The sequence below is a fragment of the Streptomyces sp. NPDC004065 genome (assembly GCF_044903565.1).
GTDB lineage: Bacteria > Actinomycetota > Actinomycetes > Streptomycetales > Streptomycetaceae > Streptomyces.
The window spans coordinates 193317-211262 of record NZ_JBJDQT010000002.1; the positions used below are offsets into that span (position 1 = coordinate 193317).

General features: G+C 75.8%; 15 protein-coding genes and 1 pseudogene. 7 read left to right on the plus strand and 9 right to left on the minus strand.

The genetic code is table 11. From position 1 onward, the window contains the following. Positions 1-173: 173 nt before the first annotated feature. The 3 genes from ACI2LW_RS04790 to ACI2LW_RS04800 form a co-directional block, all read right to left on the minus strand. Positions 174-1124 carry a universal stress protein gene (locus ACI2LW_RS04790; protein ID WP_404729690.1) on the minus strand — a complete coding sequence of 317 codons (951 nt, stop codon included), beginning with the start codon at positions 1122-1124 and terminating at the stop codon, positions 174-176. Between the two features lie 243 nt (positions 1125-1367). Continuing rightward, a complete protein-coding gene (locus ACI2LW_RS04795) occupies positions 1368-1712 on the minus strand; it encodes a DUF6343 family protein (RefSeq protein ID WP_404729691.1) in 345 nt (114 codons plus the stop codon). Between the two features lie 170 nt (positions 1713-1882). Then, the gene (locus tag ACI2LW_RS04800) at positions 1883-2848 is read right to left on the minus strand and encodes a pirin family protein (protein ID WP_404729692.1); all 966 of its coding nucleotides are present in this window, start codon (positions 2846-2848) and stop codon (positions 1883-1885) included. Positions 2849-3052: 204 nt separating this feature from the next. Between ACI2LW_RS04800 and ACI2LW_RS04805 the strand changes: the two genes are divergently transcribed. Together ACI2LW_RS04805 and ACI2LW_RS04810 are read left to right on the plus strand one after the other, a co-directional pair. Beyond that, the gene (locus ACI2LW_RS04805) at positions 3053-3400 is read left to right on the plus strand and encodes a tetratricopeptide repeat protein (protein WP_404729693.1); all 348 of its coding nucleotides are present in this window, start codon (positions 3053-3055) and stop codon (positions 3398-3400) included. 104 nt (positions 3401-3504) lie between these two features. After that, a complete protein-coding gene (locus ACI2LW_RS04810; protein ID WP_404729694.1) occupies positions 3505-4149 on the plus strand; it encodes a peptide deformylase in 645 nt (214 codons plus the stop codon). Between the two features lie 462 nt (positions 4150-4611). Here ACI2LW_RS04810 and ACI2LW_RS04815 read toward each other — a convergent pair whose 3' ends face one another. Then, the gene (locus ACI2LW_RS04815; RefSeq protein ID WP_404729695.1) at positions 4612-6042 is read right to left on the minus strand and encodes a dihydrolipoyl dehydrogenase family protein; all 1431 of its coding nucleotides are present in this window, start codon (positions 6040-6042) and stop codon (positions 4612-4614) included. Between the two features lie 119 nt (positions 6043-6161). Between ACI2LW_RS04815 and trxA the strand changes: the two genes are divergently transcribed. Then, positions 6162-6557 (plus strand): thioredoxin, encoded by a 396-nt coding sequence (gene trxA / locus ACI2LW_RS04820; protein WP_404729696.1) that lies wholly within the window; start codon positions 6162-6164, stop codon positions 6555-6557. A 116-nt stretch (positions 6558-6673) separates the two neighbouring features. On the opposite strand, the gene ACI2LW_RS04825 is transcribed toward trxA, so the two are convergent. Together ACI2LW_RS04825 and ACI2LW_RS04830 are read right to left on the minus strand one after the other, a co-directional pair. Then, positions 6674-7744, minus strand: coding sequence for a LacI family DNA-binding transcriptional regulator (locus tag ACI2LW_RS04825; RefSeq protein WP_404729697.1), 1071 nt, complete (start codon positions 7742-7744; stop codon positions 6674-6676). A gap of 99 nt (positions 7745-7843) precedes the next feature. Continuing rightward, positions 7844-8530: a TetR/AcrR family transcriptional regulator gene (locus ACI2LW_RS04830; RefSeq protein ID WP_404729698.1), complete on the minus strand. Its 687-nt coding sequence runs from the start codon at positions 8528-8530 to the stop codon at positions 7844-7846. A 120-nt stretch (positions 8531-8650) separates the two neighbouring features. Here ACI2LW_RS04830 and ACI2LW_RS04835 point away from each other — a divergent pair, with 120 nt between their 5' ends. From ACI2LW_RS04835 to ACI2LW_RS04845, 3 genes are all read left to right on the plus strand, one after another. After that, the gene (locus tag ACI2LW_RS04835) at positions 8651-9214 is read left to right on the plus strand and encodes an NADPH-dependent FMN reductase (RefSeq protein ID WP_404729699.1); all 564 of its coding nucleotides are present in this window, start codon (positions 8651-8653) and stop codon (positions 9212-9214) included. Between the two features lie 239 nt (positions 9215-9453). Continuing rightward, complete coding sequence (locus ACI2LW_RS04840; protein WP_404729700.1) at positions 9454-10428, plus strand: alpha/beta hydrolase; 975 nt, start codon at positions 9454-9456, stop codon at positions 10426-10428. A gap of 530 nt (positions 10429-10958) precedes the next feature. Beyond that, positions 10959-13418 (plus strand): SpoIIE family protein phosphatase, encoded by a 2460-nt coding sequence (locus tag ACI2LW_RS04845; RefSeq protein WP_404729701.1) that lies wholly within the window; start codon positions 10959-10961, stop codon positions 13416-13418. Positions 13419-13888: 470 nt separating this feature from the next. Here ACI2LW_RS04845 and ACI2LW_RS04850 read toward each other — a convergent pair. Beyond that, a pseudogene (locus ACI2LW_RS04850) lies at positions 13889-14839 on the minus strand (serine/threonine-protein kinase); the annotation flags it as partial. Between the two features lie 219 nt (positions 14840-15058). On the opposite strand from ACI2LW_RS04850, the gene ACI2LW_RS04855 reads away from it, so the two are divergent. Then, complete coding sequence (locus ACI2LW_RS04855) at positions 15059-16483, plus strand: amidase (protein WP_404729702.1); 1425 nt, start codon at positions 15059-15061, stop codon at positions 16481-16483. A gap of 260 nt (positions 16484-16743) precedes the next feature. Here the strand turns inward: ACI2LW_RS04855 and ACI2LW_RS04860 are convergent, their stop codons facing one another. Further along, positions 16744-17172: a hypothetical protein gene (locus ACI2LW_RS04860; protein WP_404729703.1), complete on the minus strand. Its 429-nt coding sequence runs from the start codon at positions 17170-17172 to the stop codon at positions 16744-16746. Then, on the minus strand, positions 17169-17855 hold the full coding sequence (locus ACI2LW_RS04865; protein ID WP_404729957.1) for a helix-turn-helix transcriptional regulator: 687 nt from the start codon (positions 17853-17855) through the stop codon (positions 17169-17171). Before ACI2LW_RS04865 ends, ACI2LW_RS04860 begins: the two co-directional genes overlap by 4 nt. Positions 17856-17946: the final 91 nt, after the last annotated feature.

The window sequence follows — 17946 nt, forward strand, 5'->3', positions numbered from 1 at the left end:
GTGCGATGCGTGCTGCGCCGTTCGGGTGGCCGGTCGGGGGCCGGTCGGGAGGGGCAGCGTCGCGGGACCGCCATGCGGAACCGCGCGGGCCGTCATGCGGGACCGCGCGGGCCGTCATGCGGGACCGCGGACCGTCATGCGGGTGCGCCGCCGCCGGGCAGCGCGCGCCGCCGTCAGTCGTGCGGGACGACGGCCACGGGGCAGCGGGCGTGGTGGAGCACGGCGTGGGCCACCGGGCCGATGTGGCCCCCTACGAGGGCCTGGCGCCTGCGGCGGCCGACGACGACCAGGCAGGCCGCGGACGACGCCCGCACCAGTTCGGCCCCGGCCCGGCCCTCGGTGACGGTCTCGACGACGGGGACGTCGGGGAACTTCTCGCGCCACGGGCGCAGCGCGGCGGCCACGGCGGCGCGCTCCCGGCCGGCGGCCGCCTCCGGTGCCGTCGCCTCCGGTGCCGTCGCCTCCGGTGCCGTCGCCGGCTCCGGCCGGCCGTCGCCGTGCTGCCCGGACGCGGCGCCCAGGGCGTGGAGGACGCGCAGTGCGGCGTCCGCCCGGCGGTGGGCGGCCTCGAAGGCGAACTCGATCAGCTCGTCGCAGGGCCGGCCGGTGTCCAGTCCGAGGACCACGTCGCGGTAGGGCGTCTCGGGGATCTCGTCGGGCGAGACGCCGTCCACGGCCGGCAGGTGCTCGCCCGCCGAGGCCTGTCCGGCCCGTACGAGCACGACGGGCCGCGGCGACCGGGCGACGACCCGCTGCGACACCGAGCCCAGCACGAAGCCGGCGAGACCGCCGAGCCCGCGGGAGCCGAGCACCATCAACTCCGCCTCCGCGGCCGCCTCGACCAGGGGGGCGGCGAGCGCGGCGTCCGACCTCACCAGCCGGTCGGTGATCCGAAGTCCCGGGTGAGCGGCCCGGACACTGCCGGCGACCCCGCGCAGGGTCTGTTCGGCCCACGCGTGCTGAGTGGTGCCCAGCGGGACGGACGCGGCGGGGGTGGGGCGCCACTGCCACACGTGCACGAGGCGCAGGGGGAGGTCGCGGCGCGCGGCCTCGCGGGCCGCCCAGTGCGCGGCGGCGAGACTCTCCGCGGTCGCGTCGACCGCGGCGACGAGGTGGCGAACCATGATGCGTACCTCCTGGCCTCCAGTCCGGCCCCCGCCCCTGGGACCGGTTCCGGACGTCCTCCGCTGCCCCTGTGCTCCCAGTGCGCTCGCTCTCCGTGCGCTCGCTCTCAGTGCGCTCGCTCTCAGTGCGCTCGCTCTGGGTGCACCAGTGCTCTCATGCTCTCGTGATCCGCCTCGAGCCTCCCGCTCCGGCGCTCCGGTGCGCAGGGGCCGCTCGGCCCTGATCCCGGATCCGGGGGTCCTTCAGCGGGCGGCCGGCCCGCCGCCCCGCTCGCGCCGCAGCCGCCGCAGGACCACCGTGAGGTCGGCCGCCGCCAGCAGGGCGACGACCCCGCACACGACGGCGACGGCGATCAGCGGGCCGCGCCCGGGGCTGGCCCCGGGGCCCGCGTCCGCCGCCCACACGGCGAAGAACACGGTCGCCGCGGCGAACAGCGGCAGGAAGACGGCCGACAGGAGCAGGCGCAGGCCCAGCGGGCTCTGCGCGGTCACCGGTTCGGTGCCGGTCCGCGGGAAGCGGCGGCCGACCATCCCGGAGCGCGCACGGCCGACCTGTTCGCCCCGCTGTCCCTGGTTGGTCTCGCTCATCACGTACCTCCTCGGACGTCCTCGTCCCGCCCGTCGCGTAGCCCGCAGGGCAGGAGCGAAACCGGGGACGTCCGAAATCGGGGACGTCCGAGCAGGACGTGAGGAGCGGGCTCGCGGCATCCTCCGGTGCGCGGAGGGCGCGGCGCCCCGCGTGTTGGCACCCCTACGGTTCAGCGCACCCTGCCCCGGGGCTTCAGCGGCGTCGGCGGCAGCTCGGGAGCCGCCAGCGGAGCCCCGTCGTACCCCTTGACTTCCCCGAACCGAGTCCCTTCCATCCAGTCCCGGCGGGCCTGGGCGATCTCCTCCTGGGTCCGGCCGATCCAGTTCCAGAACATGATCAGCTCCTCCTCGAACGGCTCGCCGCCCAGGAGCATCAGGCCCGCGTCCGACTCGGCGCGCAGGGGGAGTTCGGTGCGTCCGCAGCCGAGGTAGAGCATCGAGCCGGGCAGTACGCGCACGCCGTCGACGTCGGCCTCGCCGGACATGGACAGCACGGCGTACTCGAAGTCCGGCTCCAGCGGCAGGCGTACGTCCGCACCGCGGGTCAGGGACAGGTCGGCGCCGACGATCGGGGTGTACGCCGTTCCCGGCGAGGTCGCGCCGTCCAGGCCGCCGAGGATGAGGGTGGCCGTCAGGCCCGGTGCCGTCACGGTCGGCAGTTCGGCGTGGTGTTCGAAGTGCGGGTCGGTGTGGCGGTGGGCCTCCGGGAGGGCGACCCACAACTGGGCGCCGTGCAGGAAGCGGGCGTGCGACCGGGGGCTCTCCTCGGAGTGGCTGATGGCCCGGCCCGAGGTCATCAGTCCCAGCTCGCGGGGGCGGATCAGCTGGAGGCTGCCGGTGGAGTCGCGGTGCAGCACCTCCCCCTGGTGCAGCCAGCTCACCGTCTGCAGGCCCATGTGCGGGTGCGGGGGCACCTGCATGCCGGGCTCGTCGGCGATGTCGTCCGGGCCGTAGTGATCGACGAAGCACCAGGCTCCCACCATGCGGCGCCCCAGGTTGGGCAGCAGCCGGCGGACCTCGGTGGACTCGCCCAGCTGGACGCGGCGCGGGCTGAGGAGTTCGCGCACCGGCTCGGCCACGACGAAACCGCGGCCACCGCACACGGCGGGAGTCGCCGCGCGATCAAGATTGCTCATGGGCTCAACCTAGTCCTGTGCGAGCCGTGGCGTCAGCGCGTCGCCCGGCCGGCCCGGCGGGCCGGCGGCGCACCGGCGCGCGGCCGCCACAGAAGTAGTGGAATGTTAAACCATCTCCCGTGGTTGTCCCCACCGCGGGACGTCCGGGCGCCACGCCGGAAGGACGTCCGAACGTCCGGAACATCACCGACAGGGAGGCGACGCGTGGAGCAGACCTACTACGACCACGGGACCGCGGCGGAGCGGTGGGAGCGCGCGCGGATGTTCTTCGACGCCAGGGACTACGCCGGCGCCGCGCGGGTGCTGGGCTCCCTGGTCGAGGAGGTGCCCGCGCAGACCGGTCCGCGGCTGCTGCTGGCCCGTGCCTACTACCACTCGGCCCAGCTGCGCCGGGCGGAGGCGGAGCTGCGCGCCGTCCTGGAACGCGACCCGGTCGAGCACTACGCCCACCTCATGCTGGGCCGCACCCTGCAGCGGCAGGGCCGCCACGAGGAGGCGGGCGCGCATCTGCGGATCGCCGCGGCGTTCTCGGGCGACTTCGAGGGCGCGTGACGGTCACCGGGCCCAGCGGCTCGCCCTGCCCGCACCGGGCCCGCCGGGCTCGCATGCCGCGCCACGCCGCCTCACCCCGCCCGGGGCCGTGACATGCTGGCGCGATGGCTTCTCCGAGTGCGCGTACGCCCCTTGCCGAGCAGGTCGAGCAACTCCTCTCCGAGGGAGGCCCGTTGCCCATCGTCGCGGCCGGCGAACCGGTCCTGCGCGGCGGCATCGAGCCGTTCGACGGCCAGTTGGAGCCCGTCCTGCTGGCCCGCTTCGTCGAGGCACTGCGCGTCACCATGCGCGCGGCGCCGGGCGTGGGCCTGGCCGCACCCCAGGTCGGCGTGCCTGTGCGGATCGCGGTGATCGAGGATCCGGCCCCCGTCCCGGAGGAGGTGCGGCGGGCGCGCGGGCGGGTGCCGCAGCCGTTCCGGGTGCTCGTCAATCCGTCCTACGAGCCGGCCGGCCCGGCCCGCGCCGCGTTCTTCGAGGGCTGCCTGAGCGTGCCCGGCTGGCAGGCGGTGGTCGCCCGCCACGCCGAGGTGCGCCTGCGAGCGTGGGACGAGCGGGGAAACGCGGTCGACGAAATCTTCACCGGCTGGCCGGCCCGGATCGTGCAGCACGAGACCGACCACCTCGACGGCATCCTCTACCTGGACCGCGCCGAACCGCGCTCACTGTCCTCCAGCGAGGCAATGCTGAGGCACTGGACCCAGCCGACCCCCGAAACGGCGGCGCGGGCCCTGGGCTTCGACTTGCCGTAGCCCCCACCGGGCACGGAAGAGGCCGAGCCCCGCGTGGGGTCCGGGGCGCAGCGCCGGGGGTGCAGGGGCGAAGCCCCGCATGGGGTGCAGGGGCGCAGCCCCGCGGGGGTGCAGGGGCAAAGCCCCGCATGGGGTGCAGGGGCGCAGCCCCGCGGGGGTGCAGGGGCGCAGCCCCGCGGGGGTGCAGGGGCGCAGCCCCGCGGGGGTGCAGGGGCGAAGCCCCGCGGGGGTGCAGGGGCGAAGCCCCGCATGGGGTCCGGGGCGCAGCCCCGTGACGGCAACCTCCCACCCCACCGAGTCGGGCGGGCCGGATGGGGCAAAGGGGGGTGCAGGGGGCGCAGCCCCCGCCCGGGGTCTGGGGCGGAGCCCCAGGGACGGTGACCCCTCACCCCACCGAGTCGGGCGGGCGGGTGGGCAAAAAAAGGGGGATGCAGGGGGCCCAGCCCCCTGCTGCAACCCCCCTCACCCGCGGTATGCCTCCAGCAACCGCAACCACACCTCACTCAGCGTCGGATAAGAGGGCACCGCGTGCCACAGCCGGTCGAGCCGGACCTGCCCGGCGACGGCCACGGAAGCCGAGTGGATCAGCTCGCCGACGCCCGGCCCCACGAAGGTCACCCCGCGCAGAATCTCCTCGTCGAGATCGACGACCATACGGGCCCGCCCCCGGTAGCCCTCGGCGTACAGCCCCGCCCCGGCGACCGAAGAGAACTCCACGTCGACCGCGCGGACCCGGTGTCCCGCCTGCTCGGCCTCCGCCAGCGACAGCCCCACCGCCGCGGCCTCCGGGTCGGTGAAGACGACCTGGGGCACCGCGTGGTGGTCGGCGGTGGCCGCGTGCGCGCCCCACGGGCCGGTCTCCGGCTCGGGGGCGCCCGCGGCCCGAGCGGCGATGACGTCGCCCGCGATCCGCGCCTGGTACTTGCCCTGGTGGGTGAGCAGCGCCCGGTGGTTGACGTCGCCGCACGCGTACAGCCACTCGCTGCCCACGACCCGGAGGGTGTCGTCGACGGTGAGCCAGGACCCCGGTTCGAGGCCCACGGTCTCCAGGCCGATGTCGTCGGTGCGCGGGGCGCGGCCGGTGGCGAAGAGGATCTCGTCGGCCTCGAGGCGGTCGCCGGCCGCGGTGACGGCGACCACGGTGCCGTTCTCGCGGGTGACGGACGCCGGCGAGGTCGCGGTCCGGATGTCGGCGCCCGCCTCGGTCAGCGCCTCGGCGACCAGCTCGCCGGCGAACGGCTCCATCCGCGACAGCAGTCCCTTGCCCCGCACCAGCACGGTCACCCGGGAGCCGAGGGCCTGGAAGACGGTGGCCATCTCGGTGGCGACCACACCGCCGCCGACCACGATCAGCCGCTCCGGCACCTCCTTGGCGCTGGTGGCCTCGCGGCTGGTCCACGGCCTGACGCCGTCGAGGCCGGGGAGGCCGGGCAGCCGGGCGCGGGTGCCGGTGCAGACGGCGACGGCGTGGCGCGCGGTCAGCGTCGTGACGGCGCCGTCCGCGCCGGTCACGGTGACCGTGCGCGGGCCGGCCAGGCGCCCGTGTCCGCGGTACAGGTCGGCGCCGATGCCGTCGAGCCAGCCGGCCTGGCCGTCGTCGTGCCAGTGGGAGGTGTACTCGTCCCGGCGGGCGAGGACCGCGGCGGCGTCCAGCGGCCCCCGCACGGCCTGGCTCAGTCCCGGCAGACGGCGGGCGTCGGCGCGGGCGATCACCGGCCGCAGCAGGGCCTTGCTGGGCATGCAGGCCCAGTACGAGCACTCGCCGCCGACCAGCTCGCTCTCCACGACCGCGGTGGACAGGCCCGCCGCGCGGGTGCGGCCGGCCACGTTCTCCCCCACGGGTCCCGCGCCGAGCACCACGACGTCGTACGCGATGGTTTCCGTTTCCGTCATGGGGTCAGTCTGGTGGGTGGTGTGCGCCGTGACCACACGGGTACGCGCGCGGAATACCCACGGGGCCGGGCAGTGTTGTGCCGACGGCTTCGCCCCACACCAGGAAGAGGGATCACGCCATGAGCAGCAGCACCGTGGAGCTGACCAAGGAGAACTTCGACCAGATGGTCACCGAGAACGAGTTCGTTCTCATCGACTTCTGGGCGTCCTGGTGCGGGCCGTGCCGTCAGTTCGCCCCGGTGTACGAGAAGGCGGCCGAGGACAACCCCGACCTGGTGTTCGGCAAGGTGGACACCGAGGCGCAGCCGGAGCTGGCCGCGGCCTTCGGCATCCAGTCCATTCCGACCCTGATGATCGTGCGCGACCAGGTCGCCGTGTTCGCCCAGCCGGGCGCGCTGCCCGAGGCCGCGCTCGCCGACGTGATCGGCCAGGCCCGCCGGCTCGACATGGACGAGGTCCGCAAGGCGGTCGCCGACCAGCAGGAGCAGGCGGAGCGGAACGGGGGCGGCCAGTAGCCCACGGTCACCTCCCGAGGCGGCACACCGCGGCACGCACGGGCCCCTTTCCGATCGGCACCGACCGGAAAGGGGCCCGTTCTCATCGCGCCTTCCTCACGCCTTCGTCACGCCGCTCAGCTCGACTCCCGCCGGACCACCGTCGCGCCCAGCACGGCGTGCCGCTCGGGCGGGGCGCCGGGGTCGCGTACGGCGCGGTCGACGAGCGCGGCCAGACCGCGGCCGGAGGGCAGTTCGAGGCGCACGGTGCTCAGCCTCGGCCGCAGCAGCCGCCCCAGCATCAGGTCGTCGGCGCCGATCACGGCCGTCTCCCCGGGGATGCGCACGCCCTCGTCCATCAGGGCGCGCATCAGCAGCATCGCGTACTCGTCGTTGTACGCGAACACCGCGTCGAGGCCGAGGCCGCGCCAGCGGGCGGCGAGGCGGGCCGCCGACTGCTCGTCGTAGCCGAGCGGCAGTTCGGTGACGGTGGCGCCGGTGCCGCGCAGGGCCCGCCGTACGCCCTCCAGGCGCGGCCGGGAGAACACGTCGAGGCCGCGCTCCTGGGGCATCACCACGCCGACGCGGCGCCGGCCCCGGGCGTGGAGGTGGGCGCCCGCCCGGTGGCCGACGCTCTCGTGGTCCATGATCAGGGCGTGGGCCCCTTCGACGGCCTCGGGGCCGAGGGTCACCACGGCGCGCGCGCCGGCGCGTTTGAGCACGGCGACGCCTTCGGGGCCCGGCCCGGAGCCGGGCACCAGGACGGCGACGGGCCGCAGCTCGGCCCACGCCCGGGCGGCCTCGTCGCCGCGCGCACCGACGGTGGCGTGCTGCACGACGGTGTAGTCGAGCCGGCCGAGCGCCCGCTGGAGCTCGTCGATGAACCGGCTGTACAGCGGGCCGACGGGGACGGACGGGGCGGGCATGAGGACCAGGCGGCTGTGTCCGGCGCGCAGGCTGCGGGCGGCCGCGTGCGGGACGTAGCCGAGTTCCTCGGCGGCCTCGCGGACGCGGCGGCGGGTGGCCTCGCTGATCCGTACGGTGCGGCTGTCGTTCAGGACGTAGGAGACGGTCGCGCGCGAGACGCCGGCCAGGCGGGCCACGTCGGCGCTGGTCGGCACGGGGCCGGAGGCCGAGCGCGGCGCGCGGGCGGGTGTGGATGCGGGTGCGGGTGCCAAGGGCGCGGGGGGTTCGGGGATCTCCACCATGACGTACCGCATCCTGGCAGAAGCCGCGGAGGGCGGCCGGGGCGGGGCGGGGCGGGGCGGGAGCGCGCACGACGGGCCGCCGGCGCTCCGGGCGGCCTCTCAGGTGTCGCCGTCGGTGCCGACGTCGGTGCGGGTCACCCGTATGACCAGGTCGTCCCAGCCGGCCTGGAGCCGCTCCATGGGCATGCCGCGCTGCCGGGTCAGGTGATGGATCAGGGCGGGTTCGAGGTACCCCATCAGCCCCTCGGCGAGGAGTTCGACGTCCGTGTCCGGCAGCACCTGCCGCAGCAGCAGCACCACGTGGCGGTAGCGGACCTGGCGGGGCGGGACGACGTAGCGCCGGTCGGCGCAGGGCTCGGCCGCCAGTTGCAGTTCCAGGTCGTCGGCGGCCCGGCGCAGGGCGGCGCAGCCGAAGGCCCGCAGCCGTTCCACCGGCGGGGCGCCGGGTCCGAGCGGGGGCGGTCCGCTGAGGAAGGAGGCCTGGAACTTCTTCTCCGAGTGGTCCAGCAGCGCCCTCAGCAGTCCGGTGCGGTCACCGAAGCGGCGGAACACCGTGCCCTTGCCGACCTGGGCGGCGGCGGCCACCGCCTCCATGGTGACGCCCGCCGCGCCGTGCTCCGCCACCAGGCGCGCGGCGGCGTCCAGCAGCCGCGCCCGGTTGCGCGCCGCGTCGGCGCGCAGGCACGGGCCCTCGGGGGTCCCCGTGCCGATCTCGAGCAACACCTGCTTGTCGAAGGGCTCTTGAGGCTCTTGAGGCTGTTCGGCGGGCGGCCGGGCGCTGGACATGAAGACAGCGTAAAGCATGGGGAACAAAACTGGACCGCGGTCCGGTTAGCCTGGTACAAAATTTAAGCGGACCTCGGTCCGGATCGTTCCCGCAGTGTTTCACCCCCACTTGGAGTCCCCATGTCTGTTCGCATCCTCGCGCTCGTCGGCAGCCTTCGCGCCGGTTCGCACAACCGCCAGCTCGCCGAGGCGGCGGTGAAGCTCGCCCCCGAGGGCGCCGAGGTCGAGCTGTACGAGGGCCTGGCCGAGATCCCGTTCTACAACGAGGACCTCGACGTCGAGGGCAGCGTGCCGGCCGCCGCCGCCCGGCTGCGTGCCGCCGCGCAGGCCGCCGACGCCTTCCTGCTCTTCTCCCCCGAGTACAACGGCACCATCCCGGCCGTGCTGAAGAACGCCATCGACTGGCTGTCCCGCCCGTTCGGCGCCGGCGCCTTCGGCGGCAAGCCCGTCGCCGTGGTGGGCACCGCCTACGGCCAGTACGGCGGCGTCTGGGCGCAGGACGAGGCCCGCAAGGCCGTGGGCATCGCCGGCGGCAAGGTGATCGAGGAGATCAAGCTGTCCATCCCGGGCTCGGTGACCCGCTTCGCCGAGACCCACCCGGTCGACGACGCCGAGGTCGCCGCCCAGCTCACCGAGGTGGTGTCCCGTCTGCGCGGCCACGCCGACGAGGCCGTGGCCGCCTGACCGGCCGCCCGCCCGTACCCGGGGCCGGAGTCTCCTGGAGGCTCCGGCCCCGGGGTCGTTCCGCCGGTCGTTTCGCCGGTCGATCCGGCGGGCGATCCGGCGGGCGATCCGGCGGGCGTTTTGGCGGGCGTCTGGGCGCCGTTCCGCCGGCCGTTCCGCCGGTCGTTTCGCCGGTGGGTACTCGCAGCGTGGCCGTACGAACGGCCGTACGGCTGCCGCAACCCGCCGGAGGAGACGCGATGACGCAGGCCCCGCCCCCGTTCGACCCCGAGCTCGCCGCCGCCCTGGAACCGGTCAAGGACGTGCTGCGGCCCGGCCTCGCACCCGAGGACATCGAGACGGCCCGGCACGGTCCGGCCATGGACCTGCTCGCCGCGCTGGACGTGACCCTGGGAGGCGCCTTCGACGCGGAGGACCGGACCGTACCGGGGCCCGAGGGCGGGCCTGGGGTCTCCCTGCTGATCTGCCGCCCGAGGAACTCCCGGGCCGGCGCGGCGCGGCCGGTCCTCTACCACGTGCACGGCGGCGGGATGATCGCCGGGAACAACCGGCTCGGCGTGGAGACGATGCTGGCCTGGGCGCAGGACCTGGACGCGGTGGTGGTGTCGGTGGAGTACCGGCTGGCCCCCGAGCATCCGCATCCGGCGCCCGTCGAGGACGTGTACGCGGGTCTGCTGTGGACGGCGGAGCACGCCGGGGAGCTGGGTGGCGACCCCGGGCGGATCGTCGTCGCCGGCACCAGCGCCGGCGGTGGCCTGACCGCCGCGCTGGCGCTGCTGCTGCGCGACCGCGGGGGCCCGCGGCCGGTGGGCCAGATGCTGATGTGCCCGATGCTCGACGACCGCAACGACACGCCGTCCGCCCACCAGATGGCGGGTCTCGGCGCCTGGGACCGCACGGCGAACGAGACGGCGTGGTCGGCGCTCCTCGGCGACCGGCGCGGCGGCCCGGACGTGTCCCCATACGCCGCCCCGGCGCGTGCCCGGGACCTCTCCGGCCTCCCCCCGGCCTTCCTCGACGTCGGCTCCGCGGAGACCTTCCGCGACGAGGTCGTCGCGTACGCCTCCCGCATCTGGCAGGCGGGGGGCGTCGCCGAGCTGCACGTGTGGCCGGGCGGCTACCACGGCTTCGACGGCCTCGCGCCGCAGGCGGCGCTGTCCCGGGCGGCGCGCGAGGCCCGCCTGGACTGGCTGCGCAGACTTCTGGCGGGGTGAGACGCGCAGTGAGACGCCGGCACCCGGACCCCGACGGACCGGACCCCGACGGACCGGACCCCGGCGAACGGTCCCCGGCGGACCGGACCCCAGGCCCCCGGGTCCGGACCCCGGTGGACCGGACTCCGGGGAACGGCCCCCGGCGGTCCGGACCTCGGCCCCCCGGGTCCGGGCCCCGGGCGCGTCCCGGGTGCCGACCCCGGGCGGGCATGACCGGGCCACGTCCGGGGCGGGCGGGGGTACGGGGCGCACGGGCGGCGGGTACGGGCGGCGGCACGGAGCGGACGGGCGGCGGGCGCAAGGCGGGCGTACGGCGCTTACGACCGTCTCCCCCGGCCCGCCGGGGACGGTGGTCCGCCCGCCGCGCCGCACGGGAGACGGCCCACGTCCCGGTGCGTCCCCGTGGCCTGCGCGGCCGCCCTGCGTTGGTGCTCCCCGGCCCTCCGGAAGATGCTTGTCAGTAGGCCCTGGCCGTACAGGTCCACGCGGGGCAGCGGGACGACCCACGAGCAACGGCGAGATGAGCGGCGATGGAGCGACTTCCCACCTCTCCCGGCGAACGCCCGGCGCAGCCGGGGACCCCCTTCCCGCAGTCCGGCACCGCCACGGCCGCCGGGCTGGAGGAGTGGGCGTTCCAGCAGTCCCCGTGCCCGCAGGCGATCTTCGACGCCGATCTGCGGGTGGTGCGCGCCAACGCCGCGATGGAACGGGCCCTCGCGCGCACCGAGGGCGAGCTGCGCGGGCTGCGGCCCGTGGACGTCGTTCCGGGCGCCGGCGGTGACACGGCCCACCGCGCGCTGCGGGCGGCGCTGGAGACCGGCGAGCCCCAGTGCGCCGAGGTCGCCCTGGGCCGCACGGACCCCCGCACCGGGACAGCCGCGGCCCCCGCCCCCGTCTTGCTCACCCCGCTGTACGGTCCGGACGGCCGGGTGCGGGCCGTGTGCATGACGGCCTCGCACGGACTGCCGGGCGTCCGGACGACCGCGGCGTCCGACACGGCCGACACGGCCGACACGGCCGACACGGCCGACACGGCCGGCCTGGACGTCACGGCGCCGGACGCCGCGCGGGAACGGGAGCGGGAGCGGGTGCTGCGGCTGAAGGACAGTGCCGCGGGCATCGGAGCCAGCCTCGACCTGGGGCGGACCGTGCAGGAACTCGGCGATGTCACGGTCCCCCTGCTCGCCGATCTGACAGCGGTCGAGCTGCTCGACTTCCCCCGGTCGGCCGATGAGGCGGCACCCGTCGCGGCGACGGAAACGGTCGTACTGCGCCGTGCCGCGCTCCGGTCGGCGGAGCCCGCGGCGGGGGCAGGGGCAGAACCGGAGGCGCGGACTCCGGGGGCCGGTCCCGGTCCGGCGGGCCACGGTCCGGCGGGCCACGGTCCGGCGGGTGGCGGTCCGGCGGGCCACGGTCCGGCGGGTGGCGGTCCGGCGGGCCCCGGCCCGGCGGGTGGTGGCTCGACGTATCCCGGTTCTGCGGGTGCCCGCGCGACCGGTGCCGGCCGGGTCGGCGCCGGTCCGGCGGATACCGTGGGCGGCACGACCGCCTACGCGGCGGCCTCGCCGCCGGTCCTGTGCCTGGCCACGGGACGCCCGGTGCGGTACTCGGCGGCCGAGCCGGCCTTCGGCCGGTGGCTGGCCCACGACCCGGGGGCCGCGCTGCTGCGCGCCCACGGGGTCCACTCGCTGATGGCGGTGCCGTTGCAGGCCCACGGCAGCATGCTCGGAGTGGTGCTCTTCGGACGGTCGCAGCACCGCGAGCCGTTCGGCCCGGAGGACGTGCTGGTGGCCGAGGAGATCGCGGCCAGGGCGGCCATCAGCATCCACAACGCGCGCCGGCACACCAGGGCCCGCACCACGACCATGGCCCTGCAGCGCAGTCTGCTGCCGCAGACCCTGCCCCACCAGACCGCGCTGGACATCGCCTCCCGCTATCTCCCGGCCGGCAGCCAGGCGGGCGTGGGCGGTGACTGGTTCGACGTGATCCCGCTGTCCGGGGCCCGGGTGGCGCTCGTCGTGGGCGACGTCGTCGGGCACGGCATCCGTGCCTCCGCCACCATGGGCCGGGTCCGCACCGCCGTGCGCACCCTGGCCGACGTGGACCTGCCCGCCGACGAGCTGCTCACCCATCTGGACGACCTGGTGCTGCATCTGTCCGTGGAGGAGGGCAGCGCCACGGACCCGGCCGCCGAGACCGCCGGCGGCATCGGCACCACCTGCCTGTACGCCGTCTACGACCCCGTCACGCGCCGCTGCACCCTCGCGCGGGCCGGCCACCCCCCGCCCGCCGTGGTCACCCCCGACGGCGCGGTGCGCTTCCTGGACGTCCCGCCCGGCCCCCCGCTCGGCCTGGGCGGGCTGCCCTTCGAGGCCGTGGAGACCGAACTGCCCGAGGGCAGCGTCCTCGCCCTCTACACCGACGGGCTGCTGGAGGCCCGCGATCACGACATCGACGAGGCCCTGGACAAGATGTTCGCCGCGCTGGCCAGGCCCGCCGGCACCCTGGACGCGGTGTGCGACAGGGTGCTCACCGCCCTGCTGACCCACCGCCCCGACGACGACGTGGCCCTGCTCGTCGCCCGCACCCGCGCCCTGCACGCCGACCGGGTCGCCACCTGGGACCTGGACTTCGACACCGCCGTGGTCTCCGAGGCCCGGCAGCACGCCGACGACCAGCTCGTCGCCTGGGGGCTGGAGGACGCCGCCTTCGTGACCGAGCTGATGGTCAGCGAACTGGTCACCAACGCCATCCGCTACGGCCGTCCCCCCATCCAGCTGCGCATGATCCACCAGGGCGCCACCCTGATCTGCGAGGTCTTCGACTCCAGCAGCACGACCCCGCACATGCGGCGCGCCCGGACCTTCGACGAGGGCGGACGCGGACTGCTCCTGGTCGCGCAGCTGGCGCAGCGCTGGGGCACCCGCCACGACCGCATCGGCAAGACCGTCTGGGCCGAACAGTCCCTGGCCGGGATGGGCGGACTGTGACGGGCGGCCCCTCCTGAAGCCAACCTGAAGCCACCGGCCCCGCTCCACCAGCCTCAGTCCGCCGGCCCCGGTCCACCAGCACCAGTCCGCCGGCCCCGGTCACCGGTCCGGGTTCACCGGCCCGGGCGGCCGGCCGGCGGGGTCCGGAACACCGGCAGGGCCCAGGAGGGGGGATCCGGCGGCGCACCGTGGCCGGACCCGCCCGCCGCCGGGGCGGCGAGGGCGTCCACCCGCGTCGGCGGGCGCCCGGGCGCCTGTCCGTCGCCCGGCACACCACTGCCCGCCGCGCCGCCGTCGGCGGGGCCGACGCCCGCCGACGACACGGGGACCGGCACCGGTTCGTGCGCGGCCGCGCCGTCACCCGTCGGGCCGCCCGGCGGCCCTCCGCCACCCGGCGCGCCGTCGCCCGGTGCGCCGTCGCCCGGTGCGCCATTGCCCACCGGCCCGCCGCCCGTCCGGGCGACGCCCGTCCGGGCGACGCCCGCCGGATCGCCGTCGGCCGCGCCCGCGGGTGCCGGTTGGGCGGGTGCCGCCGCGCGGCTCGTGGCGCGGCGCAGGGCCGCGACGAAGTCCAGGCAGGAGTCGTAGCGGTCCTCCGGCACCTTCGCCAGCGCCCTGGCCAGCACCGCGTCGGCGGCCGGCGCGATGTCCGGCCGTTTGCCGGTCAGCGGGGGAGGCTCGTCGTACTGGTGCGCCCACAGCAGGGCGATGTCCTCGTCGCGCTGGAAAGGCGGCGCTCCGGTGAGCATCTCGAAGACGACGCAGGCCAGGCTGTACAGGTCGCAGCGGCCGTCGACCGGGCGCCCGGAGATCTGCTCCGGAGCCACGTAGTCCAGCGTGCCCACGAACTCCCCGACCGTGGTGAAACCGGTCAGCGACAGCGACTTCTTGGTCAGTCCGAAGTCGGTGAGGTACACGTGCTCGGGGTGTTCGCTGTCCACGCCCTTGGCGACCAGCACGTTGCCGGGCTTGACGTCCCGGTGCACCAGGTCGTGCTCATGGGCCGCGTCCAGCGCGGAGGCGAGCTGGCCGGTGATCCGCAGCGCGGCCGCCACCGGCAGCGGTCCGTCCCGGTCGAGCAGGGCGCGCAGGTCCAGCCCGGCGACGTACCGCATGGCGATGTAGAGGATGCCCTGGGTCTCCCCCGCCTCGAAGACGGGCACGATGTGCGGGTGCTCGATGGCCGCGGCCACCCGTGACTCGTGGGTGAAGCGGCGGCGGAAGGTGTCGTTGCGGGCGAGCCCGGGGGCCAGCAGTTTGAGCGCGACCGTACGGTCCAGGCGCAGGTCCCGGGCGCAGTAGACGACGGCCATCCCGCCGCGGCCGAGCTCGCGTTCCACCCGGTAGCCCGCGATCTCCGTACCGGTCAGGCCGGAGGGCCGGCCGCTGTACTGGTTGATGTCGTCCGTGGACGGGTCCATCGCACACCCCCGTCGGTCGCAGGTGCCCCCGTCGGTCACAGGTGCCCCCGTCGGTGACAGGTGCCGCGGTCGCTCGCACAGATCACCGCACACCGAACATTTTAGACAGTCCGCCGCCGGAAGGGGCTCGCGCCGACGGGAGGATGCGCGGGCGTCGTTCCCCTTGGGCCGCACGGAGGTTACCGTTCGGTAGACAACGCGCCCCCGGAGGTGTCCCGTATGACGCTCGTCCCCGCCGCAGGCCTGGCCGAGACCGCCCGCGCCCTGGCCGAGGGAGAGGTGTCGTCCCGCACGCTGGTCGAGGAGACCCTCGCCCGCATCCAGGAGAGCCGTACGACCCTGAACGCCTTCCGCGTCGTACGCGCCGAGGCCGCGCTCGCCGAGGCCGACGCCGCGGACCGGAAACTGGCCGGCGGGACCCGGCTGCCGCTGCTCGGGGTGCCCGTGGCGGTCAAGGACGACATGGACGTCGCGGGTGAGCCGACGGCCTTCGGCTGCCGGGGACGGTTCCCGGCGGTGGCCGAGGACGGCGAGGCGGTACGGCGGCTGCGTGCCGCGGGGGCCGTGATCGTGGGCAAGACCAACACCTGCGAGCTGGGGCAGTGGCCGTTCACGGAGGGGCCGGCCTTCGGCGAGACGCGCAACCCGTGGGACACCGGCCGTACCCCGGGCGGGTCCTCCGGCGGCTCGGCCGCCGCGGTGGCCGCCGGGCTCGTACCGGCCGCGCTGGGCTCGGACGGGGCCGGTTCGGTGCGCATCCCGGCCGCCTGGACCCACCTGGTGGGCATCAAGCCGCAGCGCGGCCGGATCTCCACCTGGCCGCGCGGCGAGTCCTTCCAGGGCATCACGGTCAACGGCACCCTGGCCCGGACGGTCGGCGACGCGGCGTTGCTGCTGGCCGCCGCGACCGGCAACCACCCGGACGACCCCCACCAGCCGCCCGCCGTCGACGTGCTCGCCGCCGTGGACCGCGAGCCCGGCCGGCTGCGCATCGCGCTCTCGCTCAAGCCGCCGTTCACCGCCGTGCGCGTCCGCCTCGATCCCGAGGTGCGTGCCCGGGTCGTCGAACTCGCCGCGGAACTCGCCGCGTTGGGGCACGTCGTGGAGGAGGCGGACCCGCCGTACGGGCAGATCGGGCTGACGTTCGTGCCACGGGCCACCGCCGGCATCGCCGAGTGGGCGGACGAGGTGCCCGACCCCGCGCTGCTCGACCCGCGCACCCGCGGCGCCGCCCGGCTGGGCCGGCTGCTCGGCGGGCCGCCGCTGCGGGCGGCACGGCGGGCCGAGGCGCTGCTGCACCGGCGCGTCGGCCGGTTCTTCGAGTCCTACGACGTGATCCTCGCGCCCACGACCGCGACCGCCCCGCTGCGGATCGGGGCCATGCGGGAGCTCGGCGGCTGGGCGACGGACCGGGCGATCATCGCCGCGTGCCCCTACGCCTGGCCGTGGAACGTGCTGGGCTGGCCCGGGGTGAACGTTCCGGCCGGTTTCATCGCGGGGGGTCTGCCGGCCGGGGCGCAGCTGCTGGGGCCGGCCGGCAGCGAACCGCTGCTGGTGTCGCTGGCCGCGCAGTTGGAGGGGCGACTGCGGTGGTACGAGCGGCGGCCGCCGCGGACGGCGGTGAGCGACTCCCCGGCGGTGTAGGCCGGGGCGGGCGCCCGGGGCCCCTTTTCGCCCACCCTCCCGCCCGACTCGGTGGGGTGAGGGGTCCCGTCCCCCGGGGCTCCGCCCCGGGACCCCGGCAGGGGGCTGCGCCCCCCGCACCCCCCTTCCCCCCAACCAACCCGCCCAACTCGCCGGACAGAAAAGTCACCGCCCCTGGGGCACCGCCCCAGACCCCCACGGGGGCCACGCCCCCCGCACCCCCGCGCGGTCGGGGTTCGGGTGCGGGTCGCGGCGGGCGGTCAGGTCGTCAGGAGGCAGATGCCCAGGGCGATCAGGGCGGCCGTTTTGAGGATCTCCAGTGCCACGTAGGCCAGATGGCCGCGTGAGCGGGGCAGGTCCTCGCCTGCCAGGACTCGGTCCGAGCGGCGGTTGAGGCGGGGGCGGACCGCCGCGAGCTGGATCAGGAGGACGGCCGCCGCGGTCGCGGTCAGGGCCGTGACGCGGGCCGGGGCGTCGCCGACGGCGACCGCGACGATCAGCGCGACGGCGAGGACCGATTCCACCAGGTTCAGTGCGCGGAAGACGAGGCGGCCGATGCCCAGGCCGATGGGGATCGTCACGCCCGGCGCGCGGAACTTCAGCGGCGCCTCCAGGAAGCTGATCGCCAGCACCATGCCGAGCCAGACGAAGGTGAGAGCGCCGGCCGTGTCGGCGGAGGTGGCGTTCATCTACGGGTCCCTTTCTCGCGGGGAGTGGTCGTGCGGGTCAAGTGGGCCATGCAGGCGTCCGGTTCGGCGAAGGGCTCCAGGGCGTTCGCGGTCAGCGGGGCCCGCAGTTCCGCCAGCGCGCCCTGCATCAGGCCCAGATGGAGCGGGCAGACCAACTGGCCGTATTCCTCGGCCAGTTCCAGGAACGGGCAGTGGCGCAGCCGGATCCGTTCCGGCGGCCGGCCCGCGCCGCCGCCCTCCGGGGCCGGGGCGAAGCCCAGTTCGTCCAGCAGCGCCACCAGCCGGCCGGCCGACCGCTCGGCCGTCGGCCGCCGGCCGGGCGGCGGGCCGGTCAGCGCCCTGCCCCACGCCCGGCCCGCCTCGGTGGCCTCTTCCCGCCCACCGGCGCCCCGGGACGCCAGCCCGCCGAGCAGGATCCGCGCCAGCAGCCGGTAGCCGCGGCCGCCCCCGCGGTCCATGCCCGGGCGCGGCGCGTACACGGTCCGGGGGCGGCCGGGCCCCGGGGATTTCTCCAGGCGGCGTTCGACCCGGCCCTCGGCGACGAGAGCGTCCAGATGGAACCGCACGGTGTTCGGGTGGACTCCGATCCGCTCGGCGGTCTCCGCGACGCCCAGCGGTCCGGCGGCGGTCCGCAGCACGTCCAGCACCTCGCGACGGCGAGGGCCCTCCCGTGGGGAGGCCACGTCCACGTCCGCTCACCCCCTTTCACCAGCGCCAAATTTTTACGAATGATGATTGTAATAATGTACGCGCGCTCGGGCGTTCTAGAGTGCG

What these genes read in the sequence shown, in the direction of transcription:
- ACI2LW_RS04860 (WP_404729703.1), bottom strand. Translation starts at nt 17,172, where the DNA reads ATGAACGCCACCTCCGCCGACACGGCCGGCGCTCTCACCTTCGTCTGG.
- ACI2LW_RS04815 (WP_404729695.1), bottom strand. Translation starts at nt 6,042, where the DNA reads ATGACGGAAACGGAAACCATCGCGTACGACGTCGTGGTGCTCGGCGCG.
- ACI2LW_RS04835 (WP_404729699.1), top strand. Translation starts at nt 8,651, where the DNA reads ATGTCTGTTCGCATCCTCGCGCTCGTCGGCAGCCTTCGCGCCGGTTCG.
- ACI2LW_RS04825 (WP_404729697.1), bottom strand. Translation starts at nt 7,744, where the DNA reads ATGGTGGAGATCCCCGAACCCCCCGCGCCCTTGGCACCCGCACCCGCA.
- ACI2LW_RS04790 (WP_404729690.1), bottom strand. Translation starts at nt 1,124, where the DNA reads ATGGTTCGCCACCTCGTCGCCGCGGTCGACGCGACCGCGGAGAGTCTC.
- ACI2LW_RS04855 (WP_404729702.1), top strand. Translation starts at nt 15,059, where the DNA reads ATGACGCTCGTCCCCGCCGCAGGCCTGGCCGAGACCGCCCGCGCCCTG.
- trxA (WP_404729696.1), top strand. Translation starts at nt 6,162, where the DNA reads ATGAGCAGCAGCACCGTGGAGCTGACCAAGGAGAACTTCGACCAGATG.
- ACI2LW_RS04810 (WP_404729694.1), top strand. Translation starts at nt 3,505, where the DNA reads ATGGCTTCTCCGAGTGCGCGTACGCCCCTTGCCGAGCAGGTCGAGCAA.
- ACI2LW_RS04845 (WP_404729701.1), top strand. Translation starts at nt 10,959, where the DNA reads ATGGAGCGACTTCCCACCTCTCCCGGCGAACGCCCGGCGCAGCCGGGG.
- ACI2LW_RS04830 (WP_404729698.1), bottom strand. Translation starts at nt 8,530, where the DNA reads ATGTCCAGCGCCCGGCCGCCCGCCGAACAGCCTCAAGAGCCTCAAGAG.
- ACI2LW_RS04800 (WP_404729692.1), bottom strand. Translation starts at nt 2,848, where the DNA reads ATGAGCAATCTTGATCGCGCGGCGACTCCCGCCGTGTGCGGTGGCCGC.
- ACI2LW_RS04795 (WP_404729691.1), bottom strand. Translation starts at nt 1,712, where the DNA reads ATGAGCGAGACCAACCAGGGACAGCGGGGCGAACAGGTCGGCCGTGCG.
- ACI2LW_RS04840 (WP_404729700.1), top strand. Translation starts at nt 9,454, where the DNA reads ATGACGCAGGCCCCGCCCCCGTTCGACCCCGAGCTCGCCGCCGCCCTG.